Here is a 13,719-nt window from a genome sequence, read left to right as displayed (position 1 = left end):
CATGCGGCATTCGTAAACCCAGCGTAGTTCGCCGCATCCCAAGCGTTAAGGGGCATTGTTCCGGATGGCGGGATTGTGGTCCGTACGGAAGTTCTGGGGATGTACGCACCGTTGCGACGTGCTCCCGACGTGTGGCCGTGCGCCTGGCCGTGCGCTCTTCTCCGGCCATGGCGGGAGCGCTTCCATGGATCCTGCGTGGGTCGGCCCGCTGTACTGGATCCAGTGGGCTGGGGGACACCGCCGCCTACATCCCCGCGGGCGGCGGACCGGTCCGGGAGGCGAACTCCGCCTCCCGGACTGTGCGTGGGCGCTGCGCTCCGCAGAGCCTGTACGGAGCGTGCGCGAGCCTGCCTCCGCTTCGCCAACTTGGCCGAAAACAGCCCCCTCCATTCCGGGCCGATTACCCCTCCCACCATGGAAGTTGAGGGCGCGTGGGGCGTCTTGGGGGAGCGTAACGGGGGCGCATTCAGGTCGCAGCCGTGCTGGAGATGTGTCGGGAACTCCCTGCCCGACGGGGTGTGAACTTTCCGCCGGTGTCCGGCGATCCCCTGGTCCGAACGTCGAAGTCCCGTGTTCCGAGCCTCGAAGTCCCTTGACCCGCGCGTGCGTTCGGGCCCGGGCGGGCATGTTCCAAGGGGTGCACAGGAGTTCGCAGGGGCGCACTTCGGGGAGCACGAGCGGCTCCGCCGTCCCTCCGAGGCGCGTCCTTCATGGCAGCATGGTGCCGAGTTCGTACGGTGCACTGGTTGTCCACAGCCTGTGGAGGCGTCGATGCGGTGGTTGGTGGGATGGAGCAGCACCGCAGCTGTGGCCGCCAAGTATGCGACAGGACCCGGCGGTTACGCGGCCGACAGCGCCGGAGCCGGGACCGGCGCCGGTGCCGGATACGCGGCGGGGGCGACGGGCTACGACGGCGAGTCCGTCCACCCGGTGGGCTCCCAACTTCTCTGGGGGGACCCCGACCCCCTCTGGGCGGTCGGCGACTGGCGCCCCGACGAGGTGCGCGTCGTGAGCGCCGACGCACAGACCCGCATCGCGGTCCTCGGTATCTGCGGAGCCACCGACGAGCAGCTGCGGGTCGCGCTGTTCGCCGCGCGCGGAGGGGCACTTCGCCATCTGACGGCCTGGCCGGGCAGCTACACGGCGATCGTCCAGGTGGGCCGACGGCTCATGGTCTGCGGCGACCTGGCGGGCGCGCGCCCGGTGTTCTACACCCCCTGGTCGGGCGGCACGGCCTACGCGACGGCGGCCCTCCCGCTCGCCGACCTCATCGAGGCCAACCTCGACTTCGGCCACCTCGCCGCGCTCCTCGCGGCCCCGGACGTACCGGCCGCGCTGCACGACTCGACCCCCTACGACGGAGTACGGCGCATTCCGCCCGGGCACGCGCTGATCCTGCGCGCCGGCGCACGGGAGATCGCCGGGTACGAACCGGTCGCCTCCCTCGCGGTCGCGGCGGCCTCGGTGGATGCCGACAGCGCGGTGGACGGCGTACGGGACGCGCTGGTGGAGGCGGTACGCGCCCGGCTGTCCGCCCCTCGCCATGTGCCCGACGCCACCATGGATCCCGGGCCCGTGCCCGGCATGGGCCCTGCGGAACGGCGTGCCGCGCGCGGAATGCCCGTACCGGGGATAGGGGCCGACCTGTCCGGCGGCCCGGCCTCGGGAACGCTCGCGCTCCTGGCGGCAGGTCTGCCGGGCATGCCGGGAACGGTCCTCGGCCACGGCACGGGCGCGGGGGAGCGGCTCGTGGCGGTGACGTTCAACGACCTGGTGGTGGGCGGGCGCGAGGCGGAACTGGAGCGGGCGGGGAACCTGGCGGCCAACCCGCGCCTGCACCACGTGGTGGTGGCGGGCGGCGAGGACGTCCTCCCGTACGCCGACCTGGAGGGCCCGCTGACCGACGAGCCGGGCCCGTCCCTGGTGACGGCGGCCAGACACCGGGCCCGACTGGCGTCGGGCAGCGCGGACCACTTCACCGGCTACGGCGCCCGGCAGGTGCTGGACGCCCACCCCGCCCGCCTCGCCGACCTCCTGATGGACCGCAAACGGCGCCACCTGGTCCGCCCGGTGGCGGCGCTCGCGAAGGCCGACGGTTCGGTGATGGTCCCCGCGCGCGTGTACGGCGCCGCCCGCAAGCTCTCCCGTACGCCCTACCGGGCCGGCATCGAGAACCTCGCCGACCGCCTGATGCAGCGCCGTTTCGACGAGCCGGGCGGCGCGGTGGGAGCCTCCCTGGCCGCGCTCACCTGGGCCAGACCCGGCCCGGCCGCGCGCTGGCTGACCGGTGAGGCGCTGGCTGAAGTATCGGTTCGCCTGAACTGGACGACGGACCGCGCGGGCGTCGGCGTGGGCCCCGGCCAACGCCCCGGACACTTCCGCGCGCGGGCGGCACTGACCCGCCAGGCGGCCGACGTACGCGTCCTGGAACAGGCCGCGGAGATCCGCTTCCAGCGCCTGCACACCCCCTTCCTGGACAACCAGGTGGTACGCGCGTGCCAGGCCCTCCCGGAGGCCCTGCGCGTCCAGCCCGGGGCCCGGGCGTCCATCCTCCGTACGGTCCTGGAAGGCGCCGGCGTCGCCGACCTGCCCCCCGGCTGGGGCGCACCGTCCCACGCGTCGGCGACCGCGGCCTCACGGACGGGCCTGCGTGTGTCGGTGGACTCCCTGATGACCCTGTTCGACACGCCGCTGCTCGCGGAGGCGGGCCTGGTGGAGGCGAGGGTGGTCCGCAAGGCCCTGCGAGGCGCCGCGGAGGGCGAACCCCTCCCCCTGGACGGCCTGGCCGACCTGGTCTCCCTGGAGGTGTGGCTACGCCGCCTCCTCTCCCGCCGAGGCACCTGCTGGACCGGAACCCCGGCCCGCCAACGAGCCGTACCGTCGGGAATCACCCCCCAGAGGGGCGCGTTGGGAGCGGGGGCGGGGGCACACCGGGGGTGAGGTCTGGCCTTACGGGGCTTTGTTTCCCACCCACCCGCCCGTTCGCCGTCTGTGTCCAGCGCGGGCCCGGGACATCCAGCCCGTCTGGGGGTCCCCCCTCTGGGGGATTTTGAGGACGAGGCCCGTTCAGGGCCGACAGCGGGCGTCCGGGCACGGCAGCCCCCAGGAACGGGATGGGACGGGTTGGGGCGGCGGGGCGAGAATGGGCCGGTGCGGTACAGAATCCTGATCGCCGAGGTCTGGGCGGACACCCCGCCCAAGGACGCCCCCGCAGCCCTCCAGGCCCTCATCGGCCGCCTACGCCGCACCCTCGGCAGGGACACGATCACCTCGGACCCCGGCGGGTACCGCCTGACGGCACCCCAGGACCACATCGACCTCCACCTCTTCGAACGCCTCGTACGACAGGGCAAGGCGGCCCTGGACCGCGCCGACCCCACGACCGCCGCCCGCAGCCTCCCGAGCCCTCGCCCTGTGGCGCGGCCCCGCCCTGGCCGACCTCGGCGACCTGCCCCACGCGGCCCGCCTCCTCGCCGCCTCCGACAGCTGGCGTGGCGGCCACCCCCGCCCGATGCCGGACCGCGCGCGGGCCGAGGAGACGGAGACCACGGCCCGCAGGGCCCCGGGACCGCAACGGTACGAGTCCGAACGTACGACGGGATCGGACCTCACCCCGGCCGACGTGCTCGACCTCCTCGACGAACTCGCCCACCGGTAGCCACGCGCCACCACCGGGCGCACCCCACACCACCTACCTCGCCACAGGCACCATCTACCCCGGCACAGGCACCACCTGCCCTGGCACCGGCACCCCGGTCACCGGCACATGAACTTCGACTCCGCCCAGTCCGCGAGTGCCACCGAGTCGAACGGCGAGTGAGGTTCCACGACCAGGCGGATCGTCTTGCGCCCGGTGAGATCGACGTGGACGGGTACGGCCTCCTGGCCGCCCTGGATCAGCTCGGACTGCCACATGCGCTGTCCGTCGGCGAACACCGAGAAGCGGACCTGGCCGAGGCCCAGCGCCATGTCGTCGACGCCGACCAGGGCGTCGTACGAGGCGCATTCGCGGTGGAGATCGATGGTGACCGAGGACTCCCCGTGGACGGTCACCCCGTGCTCGTACTGTTTGTCCCCGATCGACACCCCCCACCGCTGCCACACCCAACTGCTCTCGCCGAGCCGCATCTCGGGCTTGGTGCCGTCGCCGGTGATGCCGTACTCCAGCTCGTTCCACTGGTAGTCGGCCGGGGCGGGCGGCGGCGGGGAAGGGGGAGGCGGCGTCGGGGTGGGAGTCGGGGCAGGCGTCGGGGTCGGGCTGGGGGTCGGAGTGGGGGTCGGGCTCGGGGTGGGCGTGGGCGCCAGGGCCGGGACCACGGCCGGAGGTGCCTGCTCCGGCTCCTGCTCCGGCGGCGTCGGGCTCGGTGTCGGCGCCGCCGGCCGCCCCACCGGCGCGGACGGAGCGGACGGCGCAGGCTGGGCCACCGGTTTCTTCGGGACCTCGTCACCGGCCAGCGCGAACACCACCGCCGCGACCCCTACGGCGACGACTCCCGCCGCGATCCCCGCCTTCAGCGGCGCTCCCAGCCCCTCCGAGGCCACCGCGCCGCCCCCGGCCCCGCCGGACGACGAGCCGCTCGCCGCAGCCGCCGCGCCACCGACGCCCACCGCACCCGCTCCGGCGCCCCCGGCGACCAGCGCGGCCACCTTGGCGTACCCGGCGGCGCCGAACCAGCCGATGACCGCGATCGGTACGACTGCGGGGATACCGTTCGCGACCTCCTTGATCTGGCCCGCGGCCAGCCGGCACCTGGCGCACTCCTCCAGGTGCTTGCGCAGCCCGCGTTCGGCCCGGCTGCGCAGCCCGCCGCGGGCGTAGGCGCCGAGCCGGTCGGCGTAGCGGGAGCACTCCTCGTCGGTGGTGAGGGTGGAGCTGACGTGGGCCTGGAGGTAGGCCTGCTTGAGCCCTTCGCGGGCCCGGCTGGCGAGTACGCGCGTGCCGTTGGCGTCGAGCCCGAAGAGCGTGGCGACCTCGCTCGGCGACTCGTCCTCGACCTCCGTGTGCCACAGCACGGCCTGCCACCGCTCGGGCAGCGACCGGAACGCCTGCATGGCCATGGACCGCTCGGCCTCGTGCATCGCGCGCACGTCGGCGCCCAGGTCCAGCGTGTCGTTGTCGGCGGACACCATGGACCTGGCGGACATGTCCGAGCCGCGCGCCGCCTGCGCCGCGAACACCGCGAAGTCGTCGACCAGTTGCTCACGTCTCGCCGACGTCGTCCAGTTCGCGGCGACCCGGCGGACGGTGGTGAGCAGATAGGCGCGTACGGCGTACTCGGGGCCGGAGCCGCCACGCACCGCCTGGAGCATGCGGGCGAAGACCTCGGCGGTGAGGTCGTCGGCGGTGTGGCCGTCACGGCAGCAGGTGCGCGCGTACCGGCGTACGGCGTCGGCGTGGCGCCGGTACAGCTCCTCGTACGCCGTGTCGTCGCCCGAGCGCATCCGCCCGATCAGGTCGGTGTCGGAGGGTGGCAGTTCGATGGGCGGCGGCAGCACGCTGTCCGCGCGGGGCGGCAGCAGGCTGCCCCCGCGCTGCGCCGGGACGCTCCCCTCCATGAGGTCGTCGAGGTACTCGGGGTACTCCGCGTCGTCCACCGAGCCGCCCAGGTACTGAACGCCCCCCGGCCCGCCCTGGTTCGGCACCTGTGGCGAGGTCAGCCCTCCGCCGGTCTCCGGGTCGCCGTCACCCGGTGACTCGTCCCGCCCGTCAAAACTCATCGCGGAAAGCCCCCGCCGCCTGCACAGCTGCCTGCACATCCAGTCCCGAACACCGGGTCAGAGTGCCATATTGGCTTTTGTTCAGGACACCTGGAACGAACCAACCACTCGTCCGTGGGGACTTCCCGCACCGAGGTACTAGCGTTCACCCGAACGGGGAATGCTCAACCGACTCTCCCCGCAGGAAAGTTGGCCACCCCGCCCGAAAATGTTCGAGTTCGTTGCCTTCGGGTTCGTTCGATCACAGGGGCCGTGACCGCAACCCCTCCAACAGGATGTCCAGCAGCCGTGAAGAGGCCGCCGCCTGCTGCGCGGCATCCGGCAGCGAGGGCGCCGCCGTCGCGATCACCAGCAGGACGTCCGACACCGACACGTCCGGCCGAAGTGCGCCCGCCTCGCGCGCCCGCTCCACGAGCCGGCCCACCACGTCCAGCAGTGCCACCGCGCCCGCGTCGTCCGCAGGCGCAGCCGCCGCGGAGTCGTCGGACACCAGTCGCAGCTCCCCGCCACCGAAGCCGGCACCCGCCGGCTGGGTCCGCTGCTGCGGCACCCGCGCCTCATCGAGGCCGAGGCCACCGGAGCCACCGAGACCACCGGAGCCGTCGGCACGATCGGAAGCGTCGTCGTCGGCGACACCGACCCGCAGTATCTGCGGCGGCAGCAGCCGCCCGGCGCCCGAGGCCACCGACGTCCGCAGGAAGCGCGACAGCGCCGACCACGGTTCGTCCTCCTGCCCGAGCGCCGCACGGGCCTGGTCGGTCAGCCGGGAGGTCTCCTCCTCGGCTATCCGCCGGACCAGGACGTCCTTGCTCGGGAAGCGCCGGTACACCGTGCCGACACCCACCCGCGCGCGCCGTGCCACGTCCTCCATCGGCGCGCCGTATCCCAGCTCGCCGAAGACCTCACGTGCCGCGCGCAGCACGTGCTCCAGATTGCGCTGTGCGTCCACACGCAACGGCGCCGTACGCGATCCCTCACCGCGTCCGTTGCCCGCCGCCGCGCTGACCGGTCCGCCTGGTGCGATGGCGGACGCGGATGACCAACGAGAATCCTGAATGTGCATAATGTTCCCCCGGTAATGACGTCTCCCCCCGGAGACCCCGCCATTGGCAGCCGGAGCGCGCGGAACAAGCACTGAACCACGGGTCCCCCGTCGCGGAGCGGACCCGAAAGAGCGCATCCCCCTACACCCCGTCGACCTACGAACATAGTTGAGCGAGGGTCAATTCAGAAGGGGCACGTTCCGCACGGGGTGCCGCCCGATCGGAGTATGCGTCGCTTACGTCCCGGTTGCGCCCCCTCGTGCCACCCGGCTCACACCAGCTGACCTGCGGTTCTGCCCCGCACGCCGACGATTCGGGCAACGTTGCGGCCCATTGGTCGAAGGTCACACAAATTGCCGGGCCTGTGGACAAACGCGAGCGGTGGGTGCGTCATGGGACGGTGAAGGAACGTGCGCGCATTCTCGTTGTCGGCGGCGGTTACGTCGGTATGTACACGGCCCTGAGCCTCCAGCGGAAGCTCCAGCAGGAGCTGAAACGGGGCCAGGTCGACATCACCGTCGTCACTCCCGACCCGTACATGACCTATCAACCGTTCCTCCCGGAGGCGGCGGCGGGCTCCATCTCGCCCCGCCATGTCGTCGTACCACTGCGCCGGGTCCTCGGCCAGTGCCGGATCGTCGTCGGCGAGGTCACGGCGATCGACCACGCCAAGCGCACCGCGACCGTCACCACCCTCGCCACCGCGGAAGAGGGAACGGGCGCCCAGCAACTGACGTACGACGAACTCGTCCTCGCCCCCGGCTCCGTCTCCCGCACCCTGCCGATCCCCGGCCTCGCCGAACACGCCATCGGCTTCAAGACGGTCGAGGAGGCCATCGGCCTGCGCAACCACGTCATCGAACAGATGGACATCGCCTCCTCCACCCGCGACCCCGCGATCCGCGACGCGGCCCTGACCTTCGTCTTCGTGGGCGGCGGCTACGCCGGCGTCGAGGCGCTCGGCGAGCTGGAGGACATGGCCCGCTACGCCGCGCGGTACTACCACAACGTCAAGGCCGAGGACATGAAGTGGATCCTCGTCGAGGCCTCGAACCGCATCCTGCCCGAGGTCGGCGAGGAGATGGGCAAGTACACCGTCACCCAGCTGCGCCGCCGCAACATCGACGTGCGCCTGGAGACCCGCCTCGACTCCTGCGCGGACCGGATCGCCGTCCTCAGCGACGGCGCCCGCTTCCCCACCCGTACGGTCGTGTGGACCGCCGGCGTCAAACCCCACCCCCTGCTCGCCGCCACCGACCTGCCGCTGAACGAGCGCGGACGCCTCAAGTGCACCGCCGAACTGCGGATCGAGGGCACCACGCACGCGTGGGCCGCGGGTGACGCCGCCGCCGTGCCCGACGTCACGGCCGCGGAACCCGGCAAGGAGACGGCCCCCAACGCCCAGCACGCGGTACGCCAGGCCAAGGTCCTCGGCGACAACATCGCCCGCTCGCTGCGGGGCGAGCCGCTCGAAACGTACTCCCACAAGTACGTCGGTTCAGTAGCCTCGCTGGGACTCCACAAGGGTGTCGCACACGTCTACGGACGCAAGCTGAAGGGCTACCCTGCCTGGTTCATGCACCGCGTCTACCACCTGAGCCGTGTGCCCACCTTCAACCGCAAGGCCCGGGTGCTCGCCGAGTGGGTTCTGTCGGGACTCTTCAAGCGGGAGATCGTCTCCCTCGGTTCACTCGAACATCCCCGTGCGGAGTTCGAACTCGCGGCCGGTGGGAAGCATCCTCAGAACCTGAACCAGGACCCGAAGGGGTCGTCCTGACCGGATCCAGGAACTCCACCGACGCGGCCGGCGTCTGAAGGATGTCGGCCGGGTCGGCCACCCTGCCAGACTGGTTCTCCACGCTCTTGCCGCACACGCCTTCTCCACCCCTCTCTACCCGCGAGGCATTCCGTAAGTGCTGTATCTCCCGGGGAACGCCCCCCGTACCTCCGGCCGACCCGCTGCCGGCCTGTGCCGACAAACACGAGGCAAGGTTTCGTGAACTTCACGCGCTGGAGCGCCCGACTTCCCGGAACGCAGCGCCGCGCCGCAGCGCGGACGGATCACCCGATCACTCCGGACCGGCTGCCGGACCGACTCGGTGAGGGCTCCGGCCCCGGCCCCGGCTCCGTACCCGCCGCCCGCGCCGAGCAGCTCGCCGACGGGGCGCCCTGCCTCCCCGCGGTCGACGACCTGCCCACCCGCGAGGTCCTCGACCGCATCCCGGCCCTGGTCGCCATCGTCCACGGCCCGGACCACCGCATCGCGTACGCCAACGACGCCTACACGGCGGCCTTCGGCGTACGCGCGGAGGGCGCCCCCGCGCGGGACGTGGCCCCCGAGCTCGACGAACTGGGCCTGCTGCCCCTCCTGGACCAGGTCCTGCGCAGCGCCAAGCCCCGCACGCTCAAGTCCCGCAAGGCGCACAGCGGGCGCTCGTACACGATCACGTGCACCCCGGTCGAGGCCACGGCCACTCCCGAAGGGAGTGGCGGCGTCCTCATCTTCGCCGCCGACGTCACCGACCACGCCGAGGCCGCCGAACGCCTGCGCGCCAGCGAACGCAGCCAGCGCGAGACCGCTGTGACCCTCCAGCGCTCCCTCCTCCCCCAGGAACTGGAGGAACCGGACGACCTCCGCGTCGCCGCCACCTACCACCCCGGCGGCACGGAAGCGGCCGTGGGTGGCGACTGGTACGACGTCATCACCCTCGGCGGAGGCCGCACAGCCCTCGTCATCGGCGACGTCATGGGCCGCGGAGTGCGCGCGGCAGCGGTCATGGGCCAACTCCGTACGGCGGTCCGCGCGTACGCCCGCCTGGACCTCCCCCCGCACGAGGTCCTCCAGCTCCTCGACGGCCTCGCCACGGAGATCGACGCCAACCAGATCGCCACCTGCGTGTACGCCGTCCACGACCCGAACGAGGGCAAGCTGGTGTACGCCTCCGCGGGCCACCTCCCGATCCTCGTCCGTGACGAGAGCGGAGTCGTCCAGCGCGCCGACGAACCCACGGGCCCACCCCTCGGCACGGGCGACTGGATGCACGCCTCGGGCTCGATCCCGCTCACTCCCGGCTCCACGGCGGTCCTCTACACCGACGGCCTGGTGGAACGCCGCAACGAGGACCTCGACGAGGGCATCGCCGCCCTGGAGCGCGCCCTGTCCGGCGCCACGGGCAGCCCCCAGGTCATCTGCGACCGCCTGGTCCGCTCGGCGGGCGTCACCGCGGACCACGACGACGACGTGGCGGTCCTGGTCCTCCAGCACCCGGCCCGCACCGGCCCCGACAGCGACCTGTTCCGCAACGCGGCCCTGGAACTGCTGGGCGGCATCGAGGCGGCCCCACGCGCGCGTGCCTTCGCCTCCGGGGTCCTGACGAGCTGGCGCTTCCCCACCGAACTGCACGACGTGGGCGTCCTGGCGGCCAGCGAACTTGTCGCGAACTCCCTCCAGCACGGCACACCCCCGATGCGCCTGCGCCTGCGCCGCACCGACCGCCGCCTCATCGTCGAGGTGACGGACGGCGACGACCACCTCCCCCTGCGCCGCACCGCGGAACCCGGCGACGAATCGGGCCGCGGCATCGCCATCGTCGCGACGGTCGCCACCAGCTGGGGCTCACGCCGGACACCGGGAGGCGGCAAGGCGGTGTGGTGCGAGTTCGTGCTGCCGGTGGGCAAGTGATCCGGCACACCGAGAGCACGCACCAGACGCCGCCCGGCCCGCCCTCCGGGCGGACGACGGGAATGTGACGACAGGACCTAGGCGAACCGGCCGGCGCCTGCTAGTAGCTCCTCCATGGCAGATCTCACAGGCTTCCCCCTCAAAGACAACGCCACCCACACCGCCACGGAGCACTACGAGCGCTACAGCGCCCCCCTGATGGCGCCCTTCGTCGCCGCGGCCCTGGAGGCCGTCGACCTCTTCCCGGGCGCCCACGTCCTCGATCTGGCCTGCGGCACCGGCTTCGTCGCCCGCTCGGCCGCCGCCCAGGTCGGCCCCACGGGCCACGTGGCCGCCGTCGACCTCCTCGAGGGCATGCTCAGAATCGCCGCCCGCAAGGCACCGCGGATGTACCCGGACATCGAGTTCACCCAGGCCCCGGCCGACAAACTCCCGTATCCGGACGACTCGTTCGACGCGGTCGTCTGCCAACAGGGCCTCCAGTTCTTCCCCGACCTGGAGGCCGCACTCACCGAAGCGGCCCGCGTCACCCGTCCGGGCGGTCGTTTCACGGCCACGGCCTGGACCCCACCCGTGGACCGCTCCCCGTACTTCGCCGCCCACTTCAAGGCGGTCGCCGAACACGGCACCCCGGAGGCGGAGGCACGTTTCGCCGCCTCCCTCTCCTGCCCCGCCGACCGCCTCACCGCCGCCCTGACCACCGCCGGCTTCCACGACGTCACGACCCGCGAGGTCACCTTCGCCGTCGCGTTCCCCGACTTCGCGGACTTCGCCTCCGGCCACCTCGCGGCCGTCCCCTGGGGCCAGTCGATCGAGGAGACGGGCGGCCCGGCCCGCTTCACCGAAGCGGCGGAAACGATCCGCGAAGCCCTGGCCCCCCACACGTCCCCCGACGGCTCGGCAACCCTCCCCTTCACCTCGACCCTGGCCACAGCCACCCGCTGACAACAGGACGCCACCGAGCCGGTGCCTACTCCTACGGAGTAGGCACCACGGCCTCCACCGGAGCCCCACCCTGCGCGACCACCCGACTCCGCCGCGCCAGTGACGGCTGATTCTGTACGGGAGTCAGCTCCCGCCCCAGCCGTACGGCGAGGACGCTGATCCCCAGCGAGAACAGCAGGAACATCACGATGTACGGCCCGTGCAGCGAAGCCCCGAGCGGACCGCCCACCGCCGGACCGACAGCCAGCGCGAGCTGCTTCACCAGGGCGAACGCCGAGTTGTACTGCCCCGCCATCCCGTCCGGCGCCAGATCGGCCACCAGCGGCGCGACGGTCGGCGACAACATCGCCTCCCCGAGCCCGAACAGCGCGTACGTCGACACGAACGCGGCGGTCGCCATGGCCTGGCTGCCGTGCCCGAGCCCCGCATACCCCGCCACGCCCCACGCGACGGCCCACAGGATTCCCACGGCCGCGATCACCCGGGACCGCTTCTGCCGCTCGACGAATCGGAGCACCGCGAACTGCGCGACCACGATCACCGCGGTGTTCGCCGCCAGCGCCGAACCGAGCGCGGACGTCGAGATCCCGGCCGCCTCGACCCCGTACGCACTCAACCCCGACTCGAACTGCCCATAACAGGCGAAGAAAAGAACAAACCCCAGCACACACAGCTGCACCATCGCCCGATTCCCGAGCAACTGCTTCCAGCTGCCCTTGGCCTGAGCAGGAGCACCGTCGATCCTCGGCGAACGAGGCATGCGTACGGCCGTCATGATCACGGCGAGCAGCAGGAACATCGCCGCCTCGATGGCGAACAGCAGGGTGAACGAGCCGACCCGGGTCGTGTCCACGAGATGCCCGCCGATGAGCCCACCGACGCCGAGCCCGAGGTTCTGCAGAAAGAACTGGGTGGCGAAGGCCCGCGACCGCGTCTCCGCCGACGAGAAGTCCACGATCATCGTCGCGAGCGCCGGCTGCATCACGGCCTGCCCGGCCCCCAGCGCCACAGCGGCAAGAAGTACGGCGGTCGCGTTGGCGGCGAGCCCGAGGTGCAGCGCGCCGACAGCGGCGGTGACCAGGGCGACGAGCAGCACCGGCAGCGGGCCGCGCCGGACGATGGCCCGCCCGGCGAACGGCAGCACGACCAGCGCGGCCACGGCAAAGACGGCAAGTACGAGACCCGCCGTCATCGCTCCCAGTCCCCGCACCTGCGCCACATAGACGTACAGATAGGGGACGGTGAAGCCGAGCCCGAACGCGCTGAGTGCGTTGCCCACATGGATCCGGCGCATCGCTGCGCCCATCGCCCTGGTCACTTTCACCTGCCTTGATTGTGAAGTCGTACGCCTACCGAATTGATTAGATGTGAAGACTTCGAAGCTAAAGTTAAGGCCTGAACAGTACACCTCGAAGGGCTTCGACACCAAGCGCGCGCATGGGACACTGCGCCCATGGGTGACACCCCCGCCGTCGGTGAGCCGACGCTCGATGAGCAGATCGCCGCCTACCAGCGCGAGTTCAGAGATCTGGACCCCCAGGTCGAGAAGATCGTCGCGGCCCTGGGCCGACTGAACCGCAGGATGAACGTGGCCTACGGCCGCCAGACCGCCACGCTCGGCATCAGCAACGCCGAGTGGGAGGTCCTCAAGGCGCTGGTCCTCTCCGGCGCCCCGTACCGCATGGGCCCGAGCGACCTGGCGAAGCGGCTGGGCCTGACGCCGGCCGCGATGACGCACCGGATCGACCGGATGGTGACGGAGGGACTGGTCACCAGGGAGCGTGACGAGGCCAACCGGGTCCGCGTGATCGTGGAGCTGACGGACGAGGGCCGCGAGAAGTGGCTGGAGGCGATGCGCCTGGCCACCGTCTTCGAGGAAGACCTCCTCCAGGACCTCTCCCAGGACGAACGCGGCAGGCTCGGCGACGTTCTCACCCGTCTCCTGCGCCGCGTGGAGCACGCCCAGCCGGACGCCGGCGGGCGACTCACCGACCTGGACTAAAGATCTTGACAGGCGTGGACAGGGGTGCTTGACATCCCCCTGCTCGATCCGTAATGTTCTCCGGGTTGCCACGGGGCCGTAACGGTTCTGCGGTGGCAACCCGCCGCAGCAGCGGCAACCCAAACCATCAGCACGATCTCCCAGCCGGGTTGATTTCGGCACGCCCGAATTCAATTCGAATGGGGCTCGATGGAGCTCAGCGGCCCGATTGGGAATCGCCGAGAGGATCCGCTAAGGTTTGAAACGTCGGAACGGCCCAACAGCCGGGAGGACAAGCCCCGCTGACTGGGAATCAGGCCCGAAAGGATCTGATAGAGTCGGAGTCGCCG

9 protein-coding genes are annotated in these 13,719 nt (G+C 71.7%); 6 read left to right on the top strand and 3 right to left on the bottom strand.

What is annotated here, in order from left to right; genetic code table 11:
- Positions 1–771 precede the first annotated feature (771 nt).
- Positions 772–2,940, top strand: coding sequence for an asparagine synthase-related protein (locus IEY89_RS35450; RefSeq protein ID WP_189151654.1), 2,169 nt, complete (start codon positions 772–774; stop codon positions 2,938–2,940).
- Between the two features lie 571 nt (positions 2,941–3,511).
- On the top strand, positions 3,512–3,658 hold the full coding sequence (locus IEY89_RS35445) for a hypothetical protein (RefSeq protein ID WP_189151653.1): 147 nt from the start codon (positions 3,512–3,514) through the stop codon (positions 3,656–3,658).
- Positions 3,659–3,756: 98 nt separating this feature from the next.
- Here the strand turns inward: IEY89_RS35445 and IEY89_RS35440 are convergent, their stop codons facing one another.
- Both IEY89_RS35440 and IEY89_RS35435 read right to left on the bottom strand, forming a co-directional pair.
- Complete coding sequence (locus tag IEY89_RS35440) at positions 3,757–5,718, bottom strand: sigma-70 family RNA polymerase sigma factor (RefSeq protein WP_189151652.1); 1,962 nt, start codon at positions 5,716–5,718, stop codon at positions 3,757–3,759.
- A gap of 241 nt (positions 5,719–5,959) precedes the next feature.
- Positions 5,960–6,781 (bottom strand): TetR/AcrR family transcriptional regulator, encoded by an 822-nt coding sequence (locus tag IEY89_RS35435; RefSeq protein WP_189151651.1) that lies wholly within the window; start codon positions 6,779–6,781, stop codon positions 5,960–5,962.
- 380 nt (positions 6,782–7,161) lie between these two features.
- Between IEY89_RS35435 and IEY89_RS35430 the strand changes: the two genes are divergently transcribed.
- From IEY89_RS35430 to IEY89_RS35420, 3 genes are all read left to right on the top strand, one after another.
- Positions 7,162–8,538: an NAD(P)/FAD-dependent oxidoreductase gene (locus IEY89_RS35430; RefSeq protein ID WP_189151650.1), complete on the top strand. Its 1,377-nt coding sequence runs from the start codon at positions 7,162–7,164 to the stop codon at positions 8,536–8,538.
- Between the two features lie 219 nt (positions 8,539–8,757).
- Entirely contained in the window at positions 8,758–10,443 is a 1,686-nt protein-coding gene (locus IEY89_RS35425; RefSeq protein ID WP_189151649.1) for a SpoIIE family protein phosphatase, read from the top strand.
- A 114-nt stretch (positions 10,444–10,557) separates the two neighbouring features.
- Positions 10,558–11,388, top strand: a complete 831-nt coding sequence (locus IEY89_RS35420; RefSeq protein WP_189151648.1) for a class I SAM-dependent methyltransferase — start codon at positions 10,558–10,560, stop codon at positions 11,386–11,388.
- Positions 11,389–11,419: 31 nt separating this feature from the next.
- Here the strand turns inward: IEY89_RS35420 and IEY89_RS35415 are convergent, their stop codons facing one another.
- Positions 11,420–12,694 (bottom strand): MFS transporter, encoded by a 1,275-nt coding sequence (locus IEY89_RS35415; RefSeq protein ID WP_189151694.1) that lies wholly within the window; start codon positions 12,692–12,694, stop codon positions 11,420–11,422.
- Between the two features lie 147 nt (positions 12,695–12,841).
- Here IEY89_RS35415 and IEY89_RS35410 point away from each other — a divergent pair, with 147 nt between their 5' ends.
- Positions 12,842–13,390: a MarR family winged helix-turn-helix transcriptional regulator gene (locus tag IEY89_RS35410; RefSeq protein ID WP_189151647.1), complete on the top strand. Its 549-nt coding sequence runs from the start codon at positions 12,842–12,844 to the stop codon at positions 13,388–13,390.
- The last annotated feature ends 329 nt before the right edge of the window (positions 13,391–13,719 follow it).

Source organism: Streptomyces lacrimifluminis (assembly GCF_014646095.1).
Classification (GTDB): domain Bacteria; phylum Actinomycetota; class Actinomycetes; order Streptomycetales; family Streptomycetaceae; genus Streptomyces; species Streptomyces lacrimifluminis.
This window is presented reverse-complemented; position numbering and strand designations above follow the sequence as displayed.

Excerpts from the sequence above, each read along its gene's own strand:
- IEY89_RS35435 (WP_189151651.1), bottom strand. The coding sequence starts at position 6,781 with ATGCACATTCAGGATTCTCGTTGGTCATCCGCGTCCGCCATCGCACCA.
- IEY89_RS35445 (WP_189151653.1), top strand. The coding sequence starts at position 3,512 with ATGCCGGACCGCGCGCGGGCCGAGGAGACGGAGACCACGGCCCGCAGG.
- IEY89_RS35410 (WP_189151647.1), top strand. The coding sequence starts at position 12,842 with ATGGGTGACACCCCCGCCGTCGGTGAGCCGACGCTCGATGAGCAGATC.
- IEY89_RS35440 (WP_189151652.1), bottom strand. The coding sequence starts at position 5,718 with ATGAGTTTTGACGGGCGGGACGAGTCACCGGGTGACGGCGACCCGGAG.
- IEY89_RS35420 (WP_189151648.1), top strand. The coding sequence starts at position 10,558 with ATGGCAGATCTCACAGGCTTCCCCCTCAAAGACAACGCCACCCACACC.
- IEY89_RS35415 (WP_189151694.1), bottom strand. The coding sequence starts at position 12,694 with ATGGGCGCAGCGATGCGCCGGATCCATGTGGGCAACGCACTCAGCGCG.
- IEY89_RS35450 (WP_189151654.1), top strand. The coding sequence starts at position 772 with ATGCGGTGGTTGGTGGGATGGAGCAGCACCGCAGCTGTGGCCGCCAAG.